This is a genomic window from Parageobacillus sp. NEAU-HV-2, assembly GCF_059115485.1.
This window is the reverse complement of record NZ_JBXUJJ010000004.1, coordinates 222193-244458: the sequence shown is the minus strand read 5'-3', so window position 1 is coordinate 244458 and position 22266 is coordinate 222193. Positions and strand designations below refer to the sequence as shown.

Sequence of the window (22266 nt, the reverse complement as noted above, 5' to 3'; positions counted from 1 at the left end):
CTTCCGAATTGGGAAAGCGCCCCTGCGTTCGTGCAGGGGCGTTTACCCATTGCCGCGCACAAACCGTTTCGCATGCATCAACAGCGGCGGCGGTATTCATACAGACGCTTGCCCTCTTACAGGCAGACAGACGGATGGCTGTGCTGCGCGAATGCCAAAACAGTGCTTGACAATCAAACTGTCTTTCATATACGATGGTAATGTAATCGATTACATATTTGAGAGGACTGCATCGATGGCAAGCATAAAAGATGTAGCGAAACTAGCGAACGTATCGACGGCGACCGTGTCGCGCGTATTGCGCAACGCCGGCAATGTCACGGAGGAGACGAAGCGGCGCGTGCTTGAGGCGATCGAAGCGCTCAACTACCAGCCGAACGTGCTTGGCCGGTATTTGCGGCGGATGGAGACGGAAACGGTGCTCGTGATCGTGCCCGATATTACGAACCCGTTTTTCTCCAAAGTGCTGCGCGGCATTGAAGCGGTCGCCTTAGAGCGCGGATACCAGGTGCTGCTTGGCGACACACAAAACGACGTCCAACTTGAGGAGCAGTACTTGAATGTGCTGCCGCAAAAGCAAGTGGACGGGATGATTTTTTTGACCGCCCGCACTCGCAAAGAGCTGATGGAAGAGATGTCACGTCAGTTTCCGATCGTTTTGGCGTGCGAGTATTTGGAAGGGACGGACATTCCGACCGTGTCGATCGACAATATCAGCAGCGCCCGCAAGGCGACAGAGCACCTCATCGGCCTCGGCCATCGCCGCATCGCCCATTTGACCGGGCCGATGGACGTTATTTTGAGCCGCGACCGGTTGCGCGGCTATTATCAGGCGCTGGCGCAGCACGACATTGACGTTGATGCGGCGCTCGTGCAAGAAGGCGATTTTTCCTATGAGTCAGGATACAATGTAACGTTGAAACTGCTCGCTCTTGAGAAGCCGCCGACGGCGATTTTTGCCGCCAATGACGCGATGGCGATCGGGGCGATCAAAGCGGTCCGCCACCGCGGGGGGCGCGTGCCGGATGATGTTGCAGTCGTCGGGTTTGACGACATTCAAATGGCGTCGATCTTTGAACCAGGAGTCACGACGATCGCCCAGCCGATGTTTGACATCGGCAAACAGGCGATGAAGCTGCTTCTTCAGTTGATTGACGGGGAGGAAGTCGAGCGCCGCCAATTCGTCTTGCCTGATCGGCTCGTTATTCGCGAGTCGTGCGGGGGAAAGCGCCGCATGTAACGGAAGCGCTCCTTCTTTGCTGGCGGAGAGAGGGCTGCTTTTTTATCACAGTAATGTAATCGATTACATTACTGTGATGCAGCCATCTTGTAGCCGATGACGGGCCGCGCTGATCAAACATAACGGATGCAAGGGGGAAATGAACATGGAAAATGCACGTCCAATCCGCCTCGGATTGATCGGGGCCGGGGGGATTTCGAAAGAACATATTAAAGCGGCGCTCGGGCTGCCTGAGCGCGCCGTATTGCAGGCAATTTGCGATGTCAACGAAAAAGCGGCCGCCGAAAAGGCGGAAGCGCACGGCATCCGTGAAGTGTACAGCGACTACAAACAGCTGCTCGCCTCGCCCGATGTCGATGCCGTCATTATTACCGTGCCGAACTTTTTGCACGCCCAAGTGTCGGTCGACAGCTTGCGGGCCGGAAAACACGTTCTTTGCGAAAAGCCGATGGTGATGAAAGCCGAAGAGGCGAACGCCATTATCCGCGCCCGCGATGAGTCGGGGAAACAGTTTATGGTGTCGATGAACAACCGCTTCCGCCAAGCGGCGCAATGGCTTCATGAACGTATCGAGTCCGGGGCGTTCGGCGACATTTATTACGCGAAAACAGGCTGGGTGCGCCGCCGCGGCATTCCGGCGTGGGGGGCGTGGTTTTTTGACCGCGAGCGCTCCGGAGGCGGCCCGCTCATTGACTTAGGCGTCCATATGCTTGATGTCACGCTCTGGATGCTCGGCCATCCGAACCCGGTCGCGGTCACCGGGAAAACGTACGCCAAATTCGGCCCGCGCCATCAAGGGGCATGGCCGGGAACGGCGTTTGCGCCGAACGCCGCGTATACGGTCGAAGATTTTGCTACGGCGTTCATTCAGCTTGAAAACGACGCCACCGTTCTGCTCGAGACGAGCTGGGCGTCGCACATTGAAGAAGAGCGGGCGTATGTCGAGCTGCTTGGCACGGAAGGCGGCGTGCGCTGGGAATGGAACGTCGCCGGCAACCGCCAGGAAGTGAAATGGTTCCGCAATGAGCACGGCGTCCCGGCCGATGTGACGCTCCATTTTGACGGCCAAGGCGAGCGGGTGGCGCTGCTCGATCATTTCTTAACGAGCATCACCGAGAATACAACGCCGCTTTGCACGGCCGAACAAGGGCTCGTCATCGCCAAAGTGTTGGAAGCGATTTATGAATCGTCCGAACAAGGGCGGCAAGTCCAAATCGAATGGTAGGGGGAATCATCATGTCAACACCGATCCGCGTCGTCGTCTGGAACGAATTTCGTCATGAAAAGAAAGATGAAAAAGTGCGCGCCATTTATCCGGAAGGGATGCATACGGCCATCGCCAACTATTTGACCGAAGCTGGGTTTGACACGGCGACCGCCGTGCTCGACGAACCGGAACACGGCTTGACCGATGAGGTGCTCGACCGGTGCGACGTCCTTATTTGGTGGGGGCACATCGCCCATGACGAGGTAAAAGACGAAGTCGTGGAACGCATCCACCGTCGCGTGCTCGAAGGGATGGGGCTTATCGTCCTCCATTCCGGTCATTTCTCGAAAATTTTCAAAAAGCTGATGGGGACGACGTGCAATTTGAAATGGCGTGAGGCCGACGAAAAAGAGCGGCTTTGGGTCGTCGCGCCGGGCCACCCGATCGTCGAAGGGATTGGGCCGTACATCGAATTGGAGCAGGAAGAAATGTACGGCGAATTTTTCGACATCCCGGAGCCGGATGAAACGATTTTCATCAGCTGGTTTGAAGGTGGGGAAGTGTTCCGCAGCGGCTGCACGTTCACGCGCGGGAAAGGGAAAATTTTCTACTTCCGCCCGGGCCACGAAACGTACCCGACGTACCACCACCCGGACGTGCTGAAAGTGATCGCCAACGCCGTCCGCTGGGCTGCGCCGGTCAACCGCGGGGAAATCGTCTTCGGCAATGTCAAACCGCTTGAGCCGATCGGAGCGAAAAAGGAGGGAGCGGTGCAGTGAAACCGATCAACGTTGGCATTATCGGAACCGGTTTTTCCGCCGCTTCCCATATTGAGGCGCTCCGCCGCCTCCCGTTTGTGCACATCGTCGCCATCGCTTCAAGCAGCCAGGAAAAAGCGGAAGAAAAAGCGCGCCAGTTCGGGATTCCGAAAGCGTACGGCGACTACCGGGCGCTCATCGCCGACCCGGACGTCGAAGCGGTCCACAACTGCACGCGCAACGTTTTGCATTTCCCGATTAACAAGGCGGTGCTTGAAGCGGGGAAACATTTATTGTCGGAAAAACCGCTCGCTATGAACAGCGAACAGTCGGCCGAACTGAAAGAGCTGGCGGAAAAAAGCCAATGCTTGAGCGCCGTCTGCTTTAACTATCGCCACTACCCGCTCGTCGCCGAGGCGAAAGAGCGGCTCGCTCGCGACGCTGGAAGCGTCCATTTCGTTTACGGCGGCTATGTGCAAGACTGGCTGCTGTATGACACCGACTACAACTGGCGGCTCGATCCGGCGCAAAACGGCCCGTCGCGCGCCATCGCCGACATCGGATCGCACTGGTGCGACACGGTGCAATACGTGCTCGGCAAAAAAATAATCGAAGTGTTCGCCGATTTGCGCACCGTCCATCCGGTCCGCTACAAGCCGAAGCACGAAGGCAGCACGTTCACATCAGGAAGCGGCCAGGAAGCCGAGCCGATTCCTATTGATACGGAAGATGGCGGCAGCGTGCTCGTCCATTTTGACGACGGCACCCACGGCGCGTTCACAATTTCGCAAGTGAGCGCCGGCCGAAAAAACCGGCTGTATTTTGAAATTGCCGCCGATGCCATGACACTGGCTTGGGACCAGGAGCACCCGAACCGCCTATGGGTCGGGCGCCGCAACGGCCCGAACGAAGAAATCGTCCGCGACCCGGCTCTCCTGTCGCCACGCGCCGCCTCGCTCGCCCATTACCCGGGCGGCCATGAAGAAGGCTGGCCGGACGGGCTGAAAAATTTGTTATTAGATTTCTACAGTGCGGTCATCCGCCAGCGCAGCGGCGAAGCGCTTGGGGAACTGCCGTTTGCGACGATCGCCGACGGCCATCATACGATGATGATTGTCGACGCCATTTTAGAAAGCCATCGGACGAAACGGTGGGTGCCGGTCGCCGACTGACCGGCATCACGCCGCCATGTGGGGGAGGAAGAACAAATGAAATTAGGCGTATTTACTGTTCTGTACCAACAATTGCCGTTCGAACAAATGCTTGATAAAGTCGCCGCCATGGGCATTGAGGCGGTCGAGCTCGGTACCGGAAATTACCCGGGCAACGCGCATTGCGACCCGGATGTGCTTCTTGACCAGCCGGAAAAAATCAAAGCGCTGAAAAAAGCGGTCCGTGACCGCGGCCTTGTCATCAGCGCACTGAGCTGCCATGGCAACCCGCTCCACCCGGACAAAGCGTTTGCCCAACAATCGCATGAAACGTGGCGGAAAACGGTGCGGCTCGCCGAGCAGCTTGAAGTTCCGGTCATCAACGCCTTCTCCGGCTGCCCGGGCGACCATCCCGGCGCCAAATACCCGAACTGGGTCACATGCTCGTGGCCGCCTGATTACTTGGAAATTTTAAAATGGCAATGGGATGAAGTCGTCATCCCGTACTGGCGCGAAGAAGCCGCGTTTGCTAAAGAGCACGGCATTCATCAAATCGCCTTTGAAATGCATCCGGGCTTTGTCGTCTACAACCCGGAAACGCTCCTGAAACTACGCGAACACGCCGGCGAAGCGATTGGCGCCAACTTCGACCCGAGCCACCTGCTTTGGCAAGGTATCGATCCGGTTGAAGCGATCAAAGTGCTCGGCCGCGAAAAGGCGATTTTCCACGTTCATGCGAAAGACACGTATCTTGACGAAGCGAACATCCGCAAAAACGGCGTGCTCGACACGAAACATTACAGCAACATCCTCGACCGCTCGTGGGTGTTCCGCACCGTCGGCTACGGCCAAAGCGAAAAAATGTGGCGCGACATCGTCAGCGCGCTGCGCGCTGTCGGCTACGACTATGTGCTGTCCATCGAACATGAAGACATGCTCGCGTCGATTGATGAAGGGCTGTCGAAGGCAGTGGAGCTGCTCAAAAAAGTGCTGTTTAAAGAAGAACTTCCGGAGATGTGGTGGGCCTAAGGAAAAAGAAAGGCGGCTAAGGAGGCGTTGTCTCTCCTTGCCGCTTTCATGATCGCCGCTTCTCTGGTTTGCCCTCGCATTTTTCACTTCTTTCTGCTCCATCCATTGAGGCTTCAGTCAACCATTGTTCCAGCACAAAGATTTTCAGCGTTTTTTCCCATCGGAGTGAAGGATTCGAATATTTGTTAATCGTTTTGTCCTCAGGAAATAAACGAAAACAAACGACTACATCGGAAGCACGGAGCAGTCAGCCATTGTTATACTACCGAGCATAGACCCTGCAAGAAAGCATTGCTGACCCCACTTCATGGATTGGTTGAACGAAGGAATGTATGTGCATTTGACGTTGTGAGAAGTGGGAGGGCTTACCGCCATGAATATTGTGGGATCTAAAAGTGCTCCAAAATATCCATAATGCCTTTTTCTGAAAAATATTTCAGAGGGGGTTAAGTGGACGTCCCCGCACTTCTATAAAACTCTAAATTTAGAATATATATCCATAAAAATGATGTAGTTATTTGTTAGAAGAATTTGAAATCCTGAGAAAAAACGAGAAAATCCTAACTTTATAGAGGGAGTATAAAATCCTGCATAAAGTTTTCGATGTCTAGCTCCAAGGCCCCATCGGCTTGAGGTCACAAGCCAATCCGTCCAAAAGGTAAAAGACACCTTAGCAATTGAATTAACGATCTACCTCGGATGTTGGTGGTTGCTTTGATCAATTGTTGAATTTCTTCATTCATTAAAACTTTCAGCTTTTTTCTTGGCTCTTTTATCTTCATCATATGACTTTGGCCTCTGTTTGCTTGAAATGGAACTCGGAAGTCAACATGTATATCTAAGTAATTTAGAGCAAATATTATAACTGTTACAAACCAAAAGGAGGTCATTATCATGAACACACAACGAGCAAAAGAAATTGCTGCTTCACCAGTTATGGCTAATGTAACTTATAATGGGGTACCTATCTATATTGAACAGGTGGATGAAGAAAATGGAACAGCTACAATCTATCCCCTTGATGAACCAAATAATAAACAAAAAGTTTCTGTATCTAGCTTAAAAGAACATTGAAATAATTTTCCAGTAGAGCTTCAAGAATTGAATTTGTGATCAAGAAAGTAGTTTGTCGCAGTCCGGATCGAATTTCAAGGAATAAAACAGACATACAACTGTTTGTATTGCCTTGTCAAAGAAATGGTGTTGATCTTCAGTTTGTTGATGGTACCAATGTATGGTGTATTAGGATTAAAAATAATTTTTTCTGTAGCAAAATGGAACGTCTGGCTTTTTAAGCTGGGCGCTTTTTATTTTCATGTTAAAATTGACCGCCATATGAAACAAACGAACTGTCTGAAACGAGAACTCGATCGGTCGGAGCATGATTGGAAATCATTAAAAAACATGCAACGGTCATAAATGAACAAGCATTAATTCAAGAACTGCACGAATATATTTTAGTTAAAGCAAAAGAAAGGAGATTTAAAAAAAACAATGCTGAAAGAGTTGCTTACAAAACATCACATTCAATTTGTTGAAGAGGTAGGTGATTGGAAAGAAGCGATTACGCTTGCTGCTAAACCGTTATTGGATGGCGGTTATATTACAAACGAATATATTCAAGCGATGATTGACAATGTGATGACATTGGGGCCTTACATCGTGATTGCACAGGGAGTGGCTTTGCCGCATGCCCGGCCGGGACAGGGTGTAAAGAAAATTGGGATGAGCTTTCTTCAAATTAAAAATGGCTGCCTTTTCTCCGAAAAGGAAGAACACCGGGTATATGTGTTAATTGTTTTAGCTGCCATTGACAATGAAACACATTTGAAAGCGCTATCACAGCTAACAAAATTGTTATCCAATAAAGAAAATATCCGTGTATTATTCTCGACTGATTCGGTAGAAGAAGTACTCACATTAGTCGAAGTGTATTCTCATTAAAATAAGAGTTCAAATCAAGGAGGTACAAAAAATGAAAAAAATTCTCGTCGTTTGCGGAAATGGGCTAGGAAGCAGTTTTATCATCGAAATGAACGTTAAAAATGTGCTAAAAGAGTTAGGGATTGAAGCCGAAGTTTCCCATACTGATTTAGCAACAAGCAAAACGGAAAAAGCAGATTTATATTTAGGGGCAAAAGATTTAGTGGAAGTACTTGATGACGGCACGCGCAACGTTGCCAAACTGACAAATATTCTCGACCTTGATGAACTAAGATCCGTGCTCGAGAAACATTTGTGAATAAAAAAGGAAGGTGGTCCGCTTGCATAAAAAACTTTTCCTTTTAGAAGTTTACGAAAGAATAAGAAAGAGATTTTTAGATAAAAAATGATACTCTTAAAACTTATGAATAAAGAAAGGAGGCAAATAGGCATGTTTGATTTCCTTATGAAGGATATATTAGGCTCGCCGGCGATTTTAGTCGGATTGTTCGCGTTCCTTGGCTTGTTGCTGCAAAAGAAAAGTTTTCCTGATATCGTTTCCGGCACGTTAAAGACGATTATGGGATTTGTCATTCTCGGCGGCGGCGCCAACATTCTAATCGGCTCGTTAAACGTTTTCGGGAAAATGTTTGAAAAAGCGTTCCATATTCAAGGAGTCATTCCGAACAACGAAGCGATTGTTGCCATTGCCCAACAAACGTTTGGAAAAGAAACAGCGATGATTATGTTATTTGGAATGATTGTCAATATCCTCATCGCTCGATTTACACCTTTTAAATATATCTTTTTAACAGGGCATCATACGTTATTTATGGCGTGCTTAATATCCGCTGTGTTTGCCACGGGCGGGGTTACTGGCATTCCGCTTGTCATCATTGGTTCTATTATTCTTGGAAGTTTGATGGTGTTGATGCCGGCGATTTTGCAGCCGTATATGCGCCAAATTACAGGCACGGACCAAATCGCTTTAGGCCATTTTGGCTCGATCGGCTATTTTACTTCGGCGTGGATCGGAAAACGGCTTGGGAACAAATCGCAATCCACAGAAGATATTAAAGTGCCGAAATCATTAGGATTTCTTCGCGATACATCGGTTGCGATGTCATTGACAATGGTTCTGCTATTCTTTATTGTTGCCCCATTTGCCGGAAAGCAGTTTATAGAGAAAGAGTTAAGCGGCGGCGTGAACTTCCTTGTCTTCTCCCTTATGCAAGGAATTACATTCGCCGCTGGAGTATACGTCGTATTAGCAGGAGTACGGATGCTCATTGCCGAAATTGTTCCAGCATTTAAGGGGATTGCGGATAAAGTAGTGCAAGACGCCAAACCGGCGCTCGATTGTCCGGCCGTATTTCCTTACGCCCCAAATGCTGTTATCGTCGGCTTTTTATCGAGCTTTGCCGCAGGGATTATTTCGATGTTTATCTTGCCGCTCGTCGGCTTAAAAGTGATTGTTCCTGGGCTAATTCCGCACTTTTTCACCGGAGCCGCTGCCGGCGTATTCGGCAATGCCACAGGCGGTAGACGAGGCGCCATTTTTGGAGCATTTGCCAACGGAATTCTCATCTCGTTCTTGCCAGCGCTCTTGCTCCCAGTCCTTGGCTCGCTCGGGTTTGAAGGGACGACGTTCGGAGATTCGGATTTTGGGATTGTTGGGATTTTGTTGGGGTATTTGATCAAACTATTTTCTTAAACTCGAAAAGAACTGACTTCGACGTCGGATAGCGATCTGAAGTCAGTTTCTTTTTGTGTTTTTTAAGAATCAGAAATATATTGACATATGTGGTTGCGTATGGAGGAAGATTGGTGAATTGTAGTATATTGGGTATAAACTTTGTGTTTTGATATAGAGAACAAGAACATTATTATTTTTATCTAGCTTCTAGACTTTTTGCACTACTTTTGATCTTCTCTAGAGACTTGAAGAAATATTCGTTGTTAAACGTCCAGTTTCAAATTTCCTGTTCTCTACGTTAAAATTAATCACAAAGTTTAAACAATAAGTTATCAATATGCGAAACCATTTCACAAGTAGAACATGTCCTGAAACTGTATGGTATCGGTTCGATACTCTTCACTTTGCCTATGAATCGTGAAGGCTGCTTCGAAGGACCGAGCTGTCGATCAGCACGATTGACGGTACCGTACTTCTAAATCTTTGGGCAGTTGTGCATGAAAAACAGAAAATCCCTGTTCCCGAAACCACTTCGACGCTCGGGAAAACGTAGAAAGAGGAGGAACTTCACCAAGCCCACAGGCCCGCTGAAAGCAGCGAAAACGCTGCAGGATGCGCACTATTTCGCAAGGAATTAATGGAAAAATAGGTTTTCAAAAACAAACATTTCAACAACGATTTTTCGATATTGGAGACCTTCCTGTCATATACGGTGTTTCCGGCAACGACAGCGAGTCGATATATCGAAATAAGGATGCTAAAAGTGGATCAATTTCATAAGACCATGCATGTTCGTTGTTTAAATTGGAAATCATGATAGTGTCCACTCCTTGGTAGTTGTTTTTGGTCACTGTATATGATTTCCAAGGTGGTGGATTTTTTATATGCATTTATGCATCCATTATGCGTTTTGCAACACGTTCTATTTGAACGAAAACAGTACGAAGAAGCTTTGAAGAAAAAATAAGCTTTTTCACTAACGGGTGCAAGAGTGAAATAAGGGAGTTGTTTGCGACAGCTCCTTTTTCTTGTTGAGTTAACGGGACCAGGATAGTTGAGGAAGAAGTGATAAAATGGAAGTTAACCATTATTTGATTGAGGTGTTATAAGAATGGATTATTCATTTGAAGATTTAGAAAATGATTTAGAAATTGGTCATGAAATACATTTTGTATATAAAGGACAAGAATATTCGATAAGTTGTAGCCATGATGGGTGGCATTTATCAGAGTTTTATAAGGATTATCAAACGTTTCGAACACATAAGGAACTGCTTGAGAATGGGACTATTAACGGAAAGTATCTAAAGGAAATCAGGAGAAAAATTTTATGAATAATTTTCATCAATTAGTGAACCAATTACAGGAACGAGTTAGGCAAGAACCTAATAATGTTTGTTTAATAAACGATTTAGCTATCGCATTAATGGAAATCAACCATTATGAAGAGGCGTTTTTCCAGTTTAAAAAAGCGGCTGATATTCATCCAAATGTACAGTCGCTAAAAACTTGGCGTATTTCTACTATCATGAGGGAGAACCATTAGAGGAAGGTGTGTGGAGAATTAAAGAAAAAGAAGCCATTGAGCTTTTAAAAAAGGCCATCCAACATAATCCATCATCCTATTTTCCGTATAATTTATTGGGTGAAATCTATACAGCCAACCATCATTATAATCAAGCCAAAGAGGTATTATTAAAGGCGATCTGTATTCAACCTACTTTGGAAAACTTAAATAATTTAGGTATTTGTTATTATAAAACATCATTTCTTGAAAAAGCAGCCGAGTATTTTTATAAGGCGTACTTGGAAAGGAAAGAGAATAACTTTAGCTTGTATCCATTACTTAGTTATGGCATCTGTTTGGCGGAACTAGGGGAAAGGGAGGAAGCTTTAAAAACCGCAAACCAATTACTTATTCTTAATCAGGAGTTAGAAGATAATTTTGAGGACCAAATCGCTCACATCTATTACATTACAGGAGATTATTCTGAATTTGTTAATATTTACTCCAAATTAGATTTACTTTTTTATGAAGTAGATTGGATACCGCCTTATCTGTTTGCGCTTAAGGAACTTGGCCGATTAGATAAAATGGAAGATATTGTTGAATCCATCATCAAGCATAAATTAAAAGAAATCCAGGAAACTCTTGTAGATGACGAAGAAGAGTGGGAGCCTGGAGGAAAAGAAGAATACATGAATGAATTGCAAACGGAAATAAAATTTTTGAGAGATTCGGCGAAGCAAATAATGGAAGGAAAACAGCCTACCTTGGAATATGAACCCATTGTTGAGACAAGATGTTATTTATTTGGATGTAAAAGGCATAATAACCCTAACTATTTACCTTGTTAAACAAACGGATGCGACAGTGGAACAAGACATACAAAAAAGACACCGAAATAAATCGCACTTTGATATACTTTAACCCAGAAACAATTTTGTTGAAGGTGATTAGTCGATGGAAAGCGGAGAGGTAATGGAGTTTGCTGAATTAGTGAAGAGTTCAAAAAAGGATTAAAACGTCGAATTAGTACAGAGGTTCGTAACAGATAAAATAGTGAGGTGAGTAATTTTGTTATATATAAGAAACTTAGAAGAAAATGAGTATGAATTTTTATTGGATATGATGTATGAATCTATTTATATTCCACAAAATAAGCCACCTAAAGAAGAGCTATTAAATTCACCACATATTAAAAAATATCATGAGGGATGGGGAAGAAAAGGTGATAGAGCTTTAATTGCTTTTAACAAGGATAATCAACCTGTTGGTGCTGCTTGGTATCGCTTATTTAAAGAAAACCAAAAAGGATATGGATATGTTGATGATCATACTCCAGAACTCGGGATAGCTGTTATTGATGCTGAAAGAGGTAAAGGTATAGGTACTCTACTTATGAAAAAGTTATTTGAACAAGCTTTGAAAGATGGCTATACATCCGTATCTTTGAGTGTTGACCCAAATAACATTAAGGCTGTACAACTTTATAAGAAACTCGGATTTAAACAATGTGGTTCATCAGGAACATCTTGGACAATGGTATATAACATTTCTTCGAATTAGTTTTCAACGGAAGTGATAGTTACAAGACAGTCTGGGGTGACGGAAGTTATTCGTCACCTTTGCCATATCTTTCTGATTACCTAGGTGTACGGAGCGTTTTTCTTTGTGACTTATGTTGTTATTTTTGTGTTAAATGTGTTGCTCTAATTACCTTGCTGTTTGATGTGTTATTTAACATTTCCCTCCCTGAGGTGAACCCGTTAGCATAAAAGCCCTCTGGCTTTTTTGACTTAGAATTGAAGTGTAACGATTAAAAGAAAACCATTATTCACAGGCTTAAGAGCTGAATTTTTGTGGTCACAAATTGGTCACATAGTTATTGAAAAACAAGATGAAAATCTCAGTAAACTTGCTCGTTACTATAATAGAATAGCGATATATTAGCATGATTCCGTAGCTCAGCTGGGAGAACGGCGCCTTGACAGGGGGAGGCCGCTGGTTCGAGCTCAGTCGGAATCATCTCTAAGAGAAGCTTGAAATCCTTGTGTATCAAGGTCAAGGGTTTCAAGCTTTTTGTTTTTTATAGCAGGCACTCAAAATAGCGTCCAAATTACGGTTGGTGCCATTTTGGTGGTGAAACGGTGCTATTCGATAAATTTGGTATCACCTAACGAATATTCAAATTAGAAAAACCTTGAAATATCAACGTTTTTCAAATATTAAAGGTCAATCTCTTTTAAATAAAACTCAGAAAATCTCCTGTTTCACCTTGACAGGATGCAAAATAAACCCTCCTGTGGTAATAGTTTACTACTATAATGGCCACGAGAGGGTTTCACCAAAATTGCAGGAGAACCAATTTTATCTCCGTTGATTACACCAATACGATGATTTAAGATTTACTGAATGAAAGAGTTCCATCTATTCAATGTACGTTATTTCAGATTATCATTTAAAACGCTCTCTTCTAACACAGCAAATTTATCACCGTATACCTTGGTAATATGTTTTTCTCCCCATGCACATAAAGAGTCTAAAATATCTTTTAAACTCCACCCATATTCACTAAGTTCATATTCCACTTTTGGAGGAACTTGGTTATAAACAATACGATTAATGATTCCATCCTCTTCTAACTCACGTAATTGTTGAGTTAACATTTTTTGTGTAATGCCGGGCATAAGACGTTTTAGCTCACTTGTACGTTTTTTACCGTGTGTTAGATGGCAAAGGATCACGCATTTCCATTTTCCACCTATCACTTCTAGTGTTGCTTCAACGGGAATATTGTACTTCTTTTTCTGCATATTTCTTCCTCCTAATCAATAGGTACTAAAAAGTATCTATAGCACTTTTAAGTATCTATATTACTTAAAAGTACGTACTTTCCTAAGTGACTTATATATATCATAATAACATTTGCCGGCCGGTTTTAACCATCCTCTTTTATTTATATAGTTTGTTTGCAGAGATTGAAACAATGATTAGGAGGCGAAAAAATGACTTTAGATAAAAAACGAAGTACATTGGCATTGCTGGCATTAGCAGTGAGTGCATTTGCCATTGGGACAACAGAATTTATTAGTGTAGGACTATTACCACTTATATCTCAAGATTTACAGGTTTCTGTTTCAACGGCGGGGTTAACCGTTTCCTTATATGCTTTAGGGGTAACCTTTGGAGCACCTATCCTGACATCTGTGACATCTAATATGTCACGTAAATCTTTATTACTTTGGATTATGATTATTTTTATTATTGGTAATAGCATTGCTGCTAGTGCTACTAGTATTGGTGTTTTGCTAGTTGCTCGTGTGCTTTCGGCCTTTTCACATGGGGTATTTATGTCAATTGGATCCACTATCGCAGCAAGTTTAGTACCAGAAAATCGCAGAGCTAGTGCTATTTCCATTATGTTCACAGGTCTCACCGTAGCAACTATTACGGGTGTACCTTTTGGCACATTCATTGGGCAGCAATTCGGCTGGAGGCTTGCTTTTATATTTATTGTTGTTGTCGGCATTATTGCTTTCATCGCTAACAGTATTCTTGTTCCATCGAATTTACGAAAAGGTGCTCGTACTACATTTGGCGATCAGTTCAAACTTTTGACAAATGGTCGTTTATTACTTTTATTTATTATTACGGCTTTAGGATATGGAGGTACATTCGTTGTCTTTACGTATTTATCTCCACTTCTTCAAGATATCACTGGATTTAATGAGAAGACAGTTGCTGTTATTCTACTTATCTATGGAGTTGCCATTGCGATTGGTAACGTGATGGGTGGAAAGTTGTCTAATCAAAATCCGATTGGTGCATTATTTTATATGTTTATTGTGCAAGCCATTGTGCTCTGTATCTTAACATTCACGGCTCCATTTAAAGTAGCTGCATTAATTACGATCATCTTAATGGGATTGTTAGCTTTTATGAACGTGCCGGGACTGCAAGTATATGTAGTAATGCTAGCTGAGCGTTTTGTACCGAGTGCAGTAGATGTGGCTTCTGCGATTAATATTGCAGCATTTAACGCTGGAATCGCAATTGGATCCTACCTGGGTGGAGTAATCACCGATTCTATTGGACTTATTCATACACCGTGGATAGGAGCATTAATGGTTCTAGGAGCTGTTATCTTAACAGATTGGAGTCGAGCCCTAGAGCGAAAAGATCAAAAAAAGTGTAGCGTAGAATTTAGATAAAGAAGGATAGAAATTCGAAAAACCCGACCTTTCAACATACGTTTACAGAATGCAATGGCTATCAACTATGCTTGCTTTCTTTGTTGGTAAAATTTAATCGATAAACCAAAATTATTAAATGTTGTTTGGAGGAAGGTGACGGATACTTACGTAGACAGCAATACAGTTCGAATTTAATTTCAATTTATAACAATTAGGAGGTCAATTTATGGTTGCAAAAAATTTACAAGATACAACTACTCTGCATAACGGTGTAAAAATGCCCTGGTTTGGTATCGGGGTGTTTAAAGTAGAAGAAGGTCCCGAGTTAGTTAATGCTGTGAAAACAGCCATTAAATATGGTTATCGCAGTGTTGATACAGCAGCTATTTATGGAAATGAAGTGGGAGTCGGACAAGGTATTCGTGAAGGAATGAAAGAAGCTGGTATTTCTAGAGAAGATCTATTTGTGACATCGAAAGTTTGGAATACCGATTTAGGATACGAATCTACAATCGCAGCCTATGAAACGAGCTTAAATAAACTTAGTTTAGAGTATCTAGATTTATACCTCATTCACTGGCCTGTAAAAGGTAAGTATAAAGATGCATGGAGAGCATTAGAGACTCTTTATAAAGAAGGACGAGTAAAAGCTATTGGAGTAAGTAATTTTCAAATCCATCATCTTGAAGACTTGATGAAAGAAGCAGAAATTAAACCAATGGTGAACCAAGTGGAATACCATCCACGTTTAACCCAAAAAGAACTTCAGTCGTTTTGTCAGAAACATGGAATTCAGCTAGAAGCTTGGTCTCCATTAATGCAGGGTCAATTACTAGATAATGAGGTTCTACAAGAGATCGCAAATAAGTATAACAAATCTGTTGCTCAAGTCATTTTACGTTGGGACTTACAAAACGGCGTTGTAACCATTCCAAAAACTACAAAAGAACATCGCATTGTGGAAAACGCATCGGTATTTGATTTTGAGTTAACGGAAGAAGATATGGAGCGGATTGATGGCCTGAATCAGAATCATCGAGTCGGTCCAGACCCAGATAATTTTGACTTTTAATAGAAAGCAGAAGGGTATGGATGTATTCTAACATCTATATCTTTGTTATAAAAAAGAAAGATGAGGCTTGATATTATCCCCTACAGGTAGAAAGTAAAAAAGAGAACATTTGATATGATGTTCTTAGGAGTCTATCTGGGAGGGAAATTTTTATGGAAAAGAAAGGGCAAATTTTTAACACATATACAGAAGAGCCGAAATGGGAAGTCGTTCGTTTGAAATTGGAGGGAGCTGGTCTCATTCAATAGCTCCGTGAGCATTTTGGAATCAAGAGCGCTGTCAAGATTGCACAATGGATCAAGAAAGTTCAACGTGGCAAGTCATTGGAAGATCAATGAGGATGTAGAATCGCAAACATTTTTCCAGTTTGGAAGAGGAAAATGCGTATTGAAAGCACAGGTGGAATACCTAAAAAAGCGCCATCCAATCTAAACGGGAAGGAGTGATCCTAAAAGCGGAAAGGTTTCAAATATTACGGATGATTACAAAAGCAAGCACCTGATGCTTCCACGGAAGGTAAGGCTTGTAGAATTGATGGATGTAATCTTTTTTGGTGAGCAGCTGACCCGCTTTCTGATCGCGTTTGTGTGGGGCAATGTTCTATCTTTTATGTCTAATGTGATGTGTCCATTCAAAAACGGAATGGGTATTGGCAAACAGTGCTTGGCACTGTTTGCCACGAAAATGGGTTTATGCCTAAGCAGCCGTTCGATCGCCCAAACAGAAAGCGAATTACGATGGTGTTCTCCCTATCGACTCCGGGGTTTTATTCTATTTTTTAATGGCGCCAGCGACATCATAGTCAAGAGGGTCTAATTCTGTTGGTTTTCCGAGCACAAGCTTTGCCAGTTCAGAACCTAAGTAAGGACCAGCTGTCAGTCCGGATGCGCCTAATCCGTTGGCCACATAGATGCCTTTGAAACCTAGAAGCGCTCCAAAGATCGGAAGAAAACCAGGAGTGTATGGACGAAAGCCAACTCTTGTTTCAAGATAAGTACAATTTGCTAGCCCTGGAGCTACCGCTAAAGCTTTGTCCAATACTTCGTGCAATCCGCCAGCCGTTATTCTGCAATCGAAGCCAACCTCATTTTCATGAGTTGCTCCAACAACGATACGGCCATCTTTAAAGGCAAGAAGATATTGATTATTTGGCGACATGACAACGGGCCAGTTGTCTGTATCCTGTTCTGGTCTTTCAAGGTGAACGATTTGAGCTCTTTGCGGAACCACTAAAAATTCAATGCCTAACGGTAGAAGCAGCTCTTTTGACCACGCACCAGCCGTTGCAATGACTGCATCTCCAACATATTGTCTTCCTTCTACTTCGACACCGATTACTTGAGCACCTTCATAGATAAGTTTTGCGTTTCCTCTGATATAAGTAGCCCCAAGCTTTTGCGCTGCCCGAACTAAGGAGTCACGAAGTGCTCTTCCATTGACGCGGGCGGCGCCGCCGACATGAATGGAGCTATACTCCTCTGCTAATGGCGGAAATAGCGCTTTTGTTTCTTCCGGAGAAAGCCGCGTAATTTCGCCCATTTCTGGTGCGTCTTCACGACGTTGTAATGCTCTTTCCTCTATCTTTTGAAGCTTCTCTTCATCTATATGGAGACAGATTGCTCCTACACGCTCATATCCGGTTTCAGTTTCACCATAGGATTTCAGTTCTTCGATTAAAGTAGGATAAAATCTCGCTCCGCCTTTCGCTAAACGATACCAAAGCTTATTTCGGCGCTGGGAAACCCATGGACAAACAATTCCGGCCGCGGCATCCGTTGCTTGGCCTTTGACACCCCTGTCTATTAACGTTACAGCAGCTCCTTCTTTTGCCAAGTGATAAGCGGTAGACGCTCCTAAAATTCCTCCTCCAACGACTATGTATGATTTCATAAAAAACACCTTTTCTGTTTTTTCTTTTTCCATCATTAGAATAGCACATGATGAAGCATTTGCGAAAAGCAGCAAGAGTTCATTTCTAAGGGGATCCATCTAGCTCAATTCAATATGTACAGAAAAATGACGCCTCTTCATCGATCTTACGGAAAGACTTAGACAGATGGATCTTCTTCAAAACAAAATAAAGGAACGTGTTACAAAACGCATTGCGGACAGTGACAGGCACTGTTCGCAATGTCATAAACTTCAGAAAGGTTCATCATTATTATTTAATTCATACTGTTTTTTAAAGGGGCGGTTTTGACCTCACATGCATTTCACAATATAATTTTATGTCTTTATATTGTGTTGTGGAGGGGGCCATTTTGCTTTAGGGGCAGCCTCTTATGTCACATCATCTACAAAATACTTTACGGAATAAGCTGGTTAACAATAAATTTGGCACTTGCCAATGGGTCTATTTTTTGTTGAAATTCCCTTATTTTATTGTGTAAAAACTCCAACTCTTGTGGAGAAAACAGTAATTTTTCGATCAAAATATCAATATGATTTGTATCATCAATTTTTATAGCCAAATGATTATTTATTAAAAAATCACAATTTTTTTCTTCATGACCAGGGATTGGTTGATATATATACATAGGCAGCCCCTTTGATAATGCTTCAAAACAGGTCAATCCGCCCGGTTTTGTAATAAGTAAATCAGCCGCTTCCATCCACTCGTCAATGTCGTTAACGAACCCTAAAATGTGAAAATGAGGATGATGGAACATTTCATCTCTTAACAATGCGGTTCTTAGTGTTTTGTTAAATCCAGTACATATGATTACCTGAATTTTTTCTTTCCATTTTAAAAGCGCATGAGCAAGTGGCTGAATTCCGCCTAATCCTAATCCTCCTCCCATGATTATGACGGTAGGAATATTTTTTAATTTTAATTTTTTTCGCATTTCCTGTTTGTTTTTCTTTATCCAAAAATTTGACCTTATTGGCAAGCCCGTTACTACAATCCGATCTTTTGGAATTCCCATATTTATTAATTGATTATACACATCCTCACTCGATACCAAATATACATCTACCTCTTGATGGACCCATGCCCCATGAACATGAAAATCCGTTATCACCGAGCAAAGTGTGAAATTATAACCCATCCTCTTTAGTAAGGATGCAGATGAGCTGGTAAATGGATGGGTGCAAATAATAAGGTGAGGTTTTTCCTGATGAAGAAGAACTTCAATTTGTCGATGGAATAGTTGAAAAATAATAAATTTTTTCCAATTAGAAAGAGGCTCGGTTTGTTTATAGTGATACATTTTTCTCCATAATGAAGGAGACCGGACGATTATTTTGAGGTAAGTATTAAGTAGCAGTTTTGCGGTAAGAGGATGGAGTGTTTGCCCCACCTCTAAAATTTTTGTTTGGATTGAAGGTGCAAGATAAGAAATTCCTTGTACCAACGCTTCCGCAGCTTTTGTATGACCACTACCAATGGCTTCTGATAGGATTAATACTTTCTTACTCACGAATTACACTTCCTTACTAATTCATCTAATTTTAAGGACTTGCTATTTTACTGATGATGGCACCACATTCGCTAGACACTTTATGGGCAAATAGCCAAACAACTGGTAAAAGTACTAATAAAGTGTTATTGGCTTTCTTATTAGAGACTCTAAAGGAAACCAGTTAAGTTCTGAAATGTGCAACACATAATATGATTGAAGTACTACAGAATAGACAGGATAGGTCCGTCTTTTTAGTACAATACAGTTTTTGTACTGAGGACCCTATTGTGAATTCACTAAATGCTTGGTTAAAGGTAGCTTACACTAGATAATTACGTGGAAACTGACAACTTTTGTTTACTTAGAAACAAATCGGTTATGACCTTGTATCCTAAATCATTAGGATGAACTTCGTCTGCCAATAGGTGAGGTTTGTTTAAAAAAGAATCCATAGGGTTAATGGCATGTACATTAAAATCGTTTGCTATTTCTTCATAAAATTTGTTTATCCTTTGAATTAATTGATTGGCTAACTTAATTTATGATCCGGGGTGCCAGGATTATAAAGCCCCATCAGGAATATATGAGTATTTGGGTTTGTTTCAGTTATATTGTGTAATATATGTGTCAAATTTTGTTTTAACATTTGAATCGTACTAATGTATCCCAATAAATTAACGTTATTCTGATAAGCACGAATCAAATCGATTCGGCCTATTGTAATCGTAATATGGGTGGCCCTCTTCAATAAGTCGCGTATTTCGGAATCAGTAAGAAATTGAAGCAATTCCCCGCTGCTTCTCCCTGGTTTACCAAAATTCATGTACTGGCACTCTTTCGTTTGTTTTATTGATTGAAAAAAACTGGCCGCAAATGACCGTTCATGTGTAGAAGCACCTACTCCGGCAGTGAGGGAATCTCCTAGGGCAATATAAAAAACTCGATTTTCCATTTGTTCCTCCTTTTGCACGTAAAAAAGAAAGTTATTATTGGCTTTTTACATTATGTTCATTATTTATTTTTTTATTTATCGTTTTTAACATTTTTCCCGAGAAGCCTCCCTTTCTCTAAACGGAGTGAAGGAGGGAGATGAATCGGGAGGTTTTTGATTCATAAAAACGAACATATGTTCTATAATCAAACGTATCTACGGATTGCGTAAGCAAGAAGTAGTAGAAGGGTTGGACAGCCCCATCGATGCAGGGCCGATGTTGCTTACGGAATCCATCAAGAAGACTTCCGATGCAGATATCGAGTAGAAGGAGACCGCCTTCTTCTACGCAGAAGCTTCTTCGATGGAGGTGGTAAGAAACTCTCACCTCTCAATGAAATGTAGGTGGGAGAGGTTCATTACTGGGGAATCGTTTGAACGTGTCTATTCTTCAAAAAGCTTAATAACAAAGTCCTTTAAATCGATTAACCTTGGCGGTTCTTTCACGGGGTGTTTCGTACCGGTTATGATAAGGGGAATTGTTGAATCGTATTTATGTAAAGAGCCGTGGCTTCCGCCATCTAAATGAATGGGATAAAACTGGCTTTTGAATTCGTATCTTGGCCGGGCTGTAACTACAGTCATGGGTATCTCCTGTGAATACATGGCTCCGTATAGTCTTGAAAGTGCGTCAGGATAATCTCCATAATCGACAATGTCCTCGTGAAGTCGCAGATCAAGGACCGTCCATTCCCCATTAATTTCCCATGATGATCCATAAATATCGACATATTGACCATTCGGTTTAAAATAGATTTCTCTCCCCGATCCCCCTTCTTTTACCCGAACTCCTCCATTCTTTTTTGTTGCGACAATATCAATTCGTGTTTCAGATAACAATTGCTGCAAGATTTTCTCCTCTAAGTTTGGCTTTAAAAGGTAAATATAAGCCATTCGCTCGTTGTTGCAAACGACAATATCGTGATCGTTCACATCTTCACCTAATTGAAGACTATGAAATCGTTCCAACAATACATCAAGATCAATGTTAAACTCTTCTTCTTTTCCAATTTTCGTTTGCCCGTGGTCGCTGGTGACAATAAATACAAACTGATCAAGTGCCTCATCCCAGGAATGAAACGTATTTAAAATCTGCTGTATGCATTTATCCACTTGTATCAAAGATTCCTCTGCATGATCGGGACTTTTCTTATGTATCCGATGGTCGTTGTCCGGAAGGTATACGAGCAAAAAATCTGGAGCATTCCCAGATTGAATGAGCGACTTAGTTGCCGATACGGCATAAGCATCGGTGATTCCGTACAATTGTTTAAATCCTTGCAGCTGCTTCGGGATATTTTGTATATCCGTTTGAACCATTGCCCCCCAATGTCATGACATCAGGACCGGAAATTTCTTCACGAAAACGGAATCTTGTTTGTTGTTAAGTCGAGCAAAAAAGGAAGCTGAACCCGATGTTTTTTAACACCCCTGTGGACCATTGTGTTAATGGAAGCCGATGTTTTTCCTCTCATCGCCAGTTCCTCAAAAATAGTCGAAACTTGTTTGCTTAAATGTTTTTCATTGAGGTTGTAAAGGACATTTTTGGCACAATTGGACAGTCCGAGTTTGCTTACGCACTTCCATCCATTTCCATAATTAATAATTTCTTTTTCTTTAGGATCATACCAAACGAGTCCAGGAACCCGATGAACATTAGGATATGCACCTGTTAACAATGAGCAGTCAACCGAAGCAGTCATTGTAGGAAAACTTGTAATGCAATTAGACCAATATCTTCCCCGCTCAACTAAAAATTGAAGTGCCGGAACTGTTCTTTGCTGCAAGCAATTTTCCAGTATGTCAGGCATTAATGAATCAACTAGAAGCAATATCACTTTCTTCATGATCATCTTCCTTCTCTCGTTTTATTAGATAAGTAAAGTATGTTACAAAAACGCGGAGTTTATGATGTATTCAGAGATTAGATAATGGGGGAAAAACTTCCAGATTATTGAAAAATCTAAATCATGAGGGATTTGGATCTCGATGGCTAGGATGAAATGTCCCTTGAGGAAATACGGTATTCATGAAAAGAATAAGCCTTGGTTAATTGGCGAAATTGTCAGCAGTGGTTGTATTTGAAGGCGAAAGAAGAT

Annotated in this window: 21 protein-coding genes and 2 pseudogenes; 16 read left to right on the top strand and 7 right to left on the bottom strand. The window is 42.8% G+C overall.

All coding sequences use genetic code 11. The features are described 5' to 3' along the window. The first annotated feature begins 235 nt into the window (after positions 1 to 235). From AC1WMD_RS09515 to ulaA, 9 genes are all read left to right on the top strand, one after another. Positions 236 to 1240: a LacI family DNA-binding transcriptional regulator gene (locus AC1WMD_RS09515; RefSeq protein ID WP_494256922.1), complete on the top strand. Its 1005-nt coding sequence runs from the start codon at positions 236 to 238 to the stop codon at positions 1238 to 1240. 145 nt (positions 1241 to 1385) lie between these two features. After that, on the top strand, positions 1386 to 2465 hold the full coding sequence (locus tag AC1WMD_RS09510; RefSeq protein ID WP_494256921.1) for a Gfo/Idh/MocA family protein: 1080 nt from the start codon (positions 1386 to 1388) through the stop codon (positions 2463 to 2465). An 11-nt stretch (positions 2466 to 2476) separates the two neighbouring features. Then, a complete protein-coding gene (locus AC1WMD_RS09505) occupies positions 2477 to 3226 on the top strand; it encodes a ThuA domain-containing protein (protein ID WP_043904345.1) in 750 nt (249 codons plus the stop codon). Beyond that, positions 3223 to 4377, top strand: coding sequence for a Gfo/Idh/MocA family protein (locus AC1WMD_RS09500; protein ID WP_494256920.1), 1155 nt, complete (start codon positions 3223 to 3225; stop codon positions 4375 to 4377). The genes AC1WMD_RS09505 and AC1WMD_RS09500 overlap by 4 nt, the downstream gene beginning before the upstream one ends. 36 nt (positions 4378 to 4413) lie before the next feature. Then, positions 4414 to 5385 (top strand): sugar phosphate isomerase/epimerase family protein, encoded by a 972-nt coding sequence (locus AC1WMD_RS09495; RefSeq protein ID WP_483642550.1) that lies wholly within the window; start codon positions 4414 to 4416, stop codon positions 5383 to 5385. Between the two features lie 894 nt (positions 5386 to 6279). Further along, positions 6280 to 6459: a small acid-soluble spore protein H gene (locus AC1WMD_RS09490; protein ID WP_043904349.1), complete on the top strand. Its 180-nt coding sequence runs from the start codon at positions 6280 to 6282 to the stop codon at positions 6457 to 6459. A gap of 420 nt (positions 6460 to 6879) precedes the next feature. Then, positions 6880 to 7329 carry a PTS sugar transporter subunit IIA gene (locus AC1WMD_RS09485; protein WP_043904351.1) on the top strand — a complete coding sequence of 150 codons (450 nt, stop codon included), beginning with the start codon at positions 6880 to 6882 and terminating at the stop codon, positions 7327 to 7329. Between the two features lie 31 nt (positions 7330 to 7360). After that, positions 7361 to 7627, top strand: coding sequence for a PTS sugar transporter subunit IIB (locus tag AC1WMD_RS09480; RefSeq protein ID WP_043904352.1), 267 nt, complete (start codon positions 7361 to 7363; stop codon positions 7625 to 7627). Positions 7628 to 7759: 132 nt separating this feature from the next. Next, positions 7760 to 9022 (top strand): PTS ascorbate transporter subunit IIC, encoded by a 1263-nt coding sequence (gene ulaA, locus AC1WMD_RS09475; RefSeq protein WP_043904353.1) that lies wholly within the window; start codon positions 7760 to 7762, stop codon positions 9020 to 9022. A 393-nt stretch (positions 9023 to 9415) separates the two neighbouring features. On the opposite strand, the pseudogene AC1WMD_RS09470 reads toward ulaA, so the two are convergent. Beyond that, a pseudogene (locus AC1WMD_RS09470) lies at positions 9416 to 9819 on the bottom strand (transposase family protein); the annotation flags it as partial. 296 nt (positions 9820 to 10115) lie between these two features. Here AC1WMD_RS09470 and AC1WMD_RS09465 point away from each other — a divergent pair. The 4 genes from AC1WMD_RS09465 (at position 10116) to AC1WMD_RS09450 (ending at position 12073) form a co-directional block, all read left to right on the top strand. Next, complete coding sequence (locus tag AC1WMD_RS09465) at positions 10116 to 10337, top strand: hypothetical protein (RefSeq protein WP_494256919.1); 222 nt, start codon at positions 10116 to 10118, stop codon at positions 10335 to 10337. Further along, positions 10334 to 10549: a hypothetical protein gene (locus AC1WMD_RS09460; protein WP_494256902.1), complete on the top strand. Its 216-nt coding sequence runs from the start codon at positions 10334 to 10336 to the stop codon at positions 10547 to 10549. Before AC1WMD_RS09465 ends, AC1WMD_RS09460 begins: the two co-directional genes overlap by 4 nt. Before the next feature lie 8 nt (positions 10550 to 10557). Then, the gene (locus tag AC1WMD_RS09455; RefSeq protein WP_494256918.1) at positions 10558 to 11361 is read left to right on the top strand and encodes a tetratricopeptide repeat protein; all 804 of its coding nucleotides are present in this window, start codon (positions 10558 to 10560) and stop codon (positions 11359 to 11361) included. Positions 11362 to 11581: 220 nt separating this feature from the next. Then, positions 11582 to 12073 carry a GNAT family N-acetyltransferase gene (locus tag AC1WMD_RS09450; RefSeq protein ID WP_494256916.1) on the top strand — a complete coding sequence of 164 codons (492 nt, stop codon included), beginning with the start codon at positions 11582 to 11584 and terminating at the stop codon, positions 12071 to 12073. A gap of 875 nt (positions 12074 to 12948) precedes the next feature. On the opposite strand, the gene AC1WMD_RS09445 is transcribed toward AC1WMD_RS09450, so the two are convergent. Next, complete coding sequence (locus tag AC1WMD_RS09445; protein ID WP_285753901.1) at positions 12949 to 13320, bottom strand: winged helix-turn-helix transcriptional regulator; 372 nt, start codon at positions 13318 to 13320, stop codon at positions 12949 to 12951. A gap of 192 nt (positions 13321 to 13512) precedes the next feature. On the opposite strand from AC1WMD_RS09445, the gene AC1WMD_RS09440 reads away from it, so the two are divergent. The 3 genes and pseudogenes from AC1WMD_RS09440 to AC1WMD_RS09430 all read left to right on the top strand — a co-directional run. After that, positions 13513 to 14718, top strand: coding sequence for an MFS transporter (locus AC1WMD_RS09440; RefSeq protein WP_042407508.1), 1206 nt, complete (start codon positions 13513 to 13515; stop codon positions 14716 to 14718). Between the two features lie 208 nt (positions 14719 to 14926). After that, positions 14927 to 15772 carry a glyoxal/methylglyoxal reductase gene (gene pgoN / locus AC1WMD_RS09435; RefSeq protein ID WP_494256913.1) on the top strand — a complete coding sequence of 282 codons (846 nt, stop codon included), beginning with the start codon at positions 14927 to 14929 and terminating at the stop codon, positions 15770 to 15772. Between the two features lie 152 nt (positions 15773 to 15924). Next, positions 15925 to 16262, top strand: a pseudogene (locus AC1WMD_RS09430) (IS3-like element ISBth8 family transposase); the annotation flags it as partial. 281 nt (positions 16263 to 16543) lie between these two features. Here AC1WMD_RS09430 and AC1WMD_RS09425 read toward each other — a convergent pair. From AC1WMD_RS09425 to AC1WMD_RS09405, 5 genes are all read right to left on the bottom strand, one after another. Further along, positions 16544 to 17662 carry an NAD(P)/FAD-dependent oxidoreductase gene (locus tag AC1WMD_RS09425; RefSeq protein WP_494256911.1) on the bottom strand — a complete coding sequence of 373 codons (1119 nt, stop codon included), beginning with the start codon at positions 17660 to 17662 and terminating at the stop codon, positions 16544 to 16546. 416 nt (positions 17663 to 18078) lie between these two features. After that, the gene (locus AC1WMD_RS09420; RefSeq protein WP_494256909.1) at positions 18079 to 19194 is read right to left on the bottom strand and encodes an MGDG synthase family glycosyltransferase; all 1116 of its coding nucleotides are present in this window, start codon (positions 19192 to 19194) and stop codon (positions 18079 to 18081) included. Positions 19195 to 19705: 511 nt separating this feature from the next. Further along, the gene (locus AC1WMD_RS09415; protein ID WP_494256907.1) at positions 19706 to 20128 is read right to left on the bottom strand and encodes a GDSL-type esterase/lipase family protein; all 423 of its coding nucleotides are present in this window, start codon (positions 20126 to 20128) and stop codon (positions 19706 to 19708) included. A 423-nt stretch (positions 20129 to 20551) separates the two neighbouring features. Then, positions 20552 to 21487 carry an alkaline phosphatase family protein gene (locus AC1WMD_RS09410; protein WP_260676122.1) on the bottom strand — a complete coding sequence of 312 codons (936 nt, stop codon included), beginning with the start codon at positions 21485 to 21487 and terminating at the stop codon, positions 20552 to 20554. Between the two features lie 38 nt (positions 21488 to 21525). Further along, positions 21526 to 22014: an alkaline phosphatase family protein gene (locus AC1WMD_RS09405; RefSeq protein WP_494256906.1), complete on the bottom strand. Its 489-nt coding sequence runs from the start codon at positions 22012 to 22014 to the stop codon at positions 21526 to 21528. Between the last annotated feature and the right edge of the window lie 252 nt (positions 22015 to 22266).

Bases quoted from the DNA above. Each gene is read 5' to 3' on its own strand.
- AC1WMD_RS09515 (WP_494256922.1), top strand. From the start codon at position 236: ATGGCAAGCATAAAAGATGTAGCGAAACTAGCGAACGTATCGACGGCG.
- AC1WMD_RS09510 (WP_494256921.1), top strand. From the start codon at position 1,386: ATGGAAAATGCACGTCCAATCCGCCTCGGATTGATCGGGGCCGGGGGG.
- AC1WMD_RS09505 (WP_043904345.1), top strand. From the start codon at position 2,477: ATGTCAACACCGATCCGCGTCGTCGTCTGGAACGAATTTCGTCATGAA.
- AC1WMD_RS09495 (WP_483642550.1), top strand. From the start codon at position 4,414: ATGAAATTAGGCGTATTTACTGTTCTGTACCAACAATTGCCGTTCGAA.
- AC1WMD_RS09490 (WP_043904349.1), top strand. From the start codon at position 6,280: ATGAACACACAACGAGCAAAAGAAATTGCTGCTTCACCAGTTATGGCT.
- AC1WMD_RS09485 (WP_043904351.1), top strand. From the start codon at position 6,880: ATGCTGAAAGAGTTGCTTACAAAACATCACATTCAATTTGTTGAAGAG.
- AC1WMD_RS09480 (WP_043904352.1), top strand. From the start codon at position 7,361: ATGAAAAAAATTCTCGTCGTTTGCGGAAATGGGCTAGGAAGCAGTTTT.
- ulaA (WP_043904353.1), top strand. From the start codon at position 7,760: ATGTTTGATTTCCTTATGAAGGATATATTAGGCTCGCCGGCGATTTTA.
- AC1WMD_RS09465 (WP_494256919.1), top strand. From the start codon at position 10,116: ATGGATTATTCATTTGAAGATTTAGAAAATGATTTAGAAATTGGTCAT.
- AC1WMD_RS09460 (WP_494256902.1), top strand. From the start codon at position 10,334: ATGAATAATTTTCATCAATTAGTGAACCAATTACAGGAACGAGTTAGG.
- AC1WMD_RS09445 (WP_285753901.1), bottom strand. From the start codon at position 13,320: ATGCAGAAAAAGAAGTACAATATTCCCGTTGAAGCAACACTAGAAGTG.
- AC1WMD_RS09440 (WP_042407508.1), top strand. From the start codon at position 13,513: ATGACTTTAGATAAAAAACGAAGTACATTGGCATTGCTGGCATTAGCA.
- pgoN (WP_494256913.1), top strand. From the start codon at position 14,927: ATGGTTGCAAAAAATTTACAAGATACAACTACTCTGCATAACGGTGTA.
- AC1WMD_RS09425 (WP_494256911.1), bottom strand. From the start codon at position 17,662: ATGAAATCATACATAGTCGTTGGAGGAGGAATTTTAGGAGCGTCTACC.
- AC1WMD_RS09415 (WP_494256907.1), bottom strand. From the start codon at position 20,128: ATGGAAAATCGAGTTTTTTATATTGCCCTAGGAGATTCCCTCACTGCC.
- AC1WMD_RS09410 (WP_260676122.1), bottom strand. From the start codon at position 21,487: ATGGTTCAAACGGATATACAAAATATCCCGAAGCAGCTGCAAGGATTT.
- AC1WMD_RS09405 (WP_494256906.1), bottom strand. From the start codon at position 22,014: ATGAAGAAAGTGATATTGCTTCTAGTTGATTCATTAATGCCTGACATA.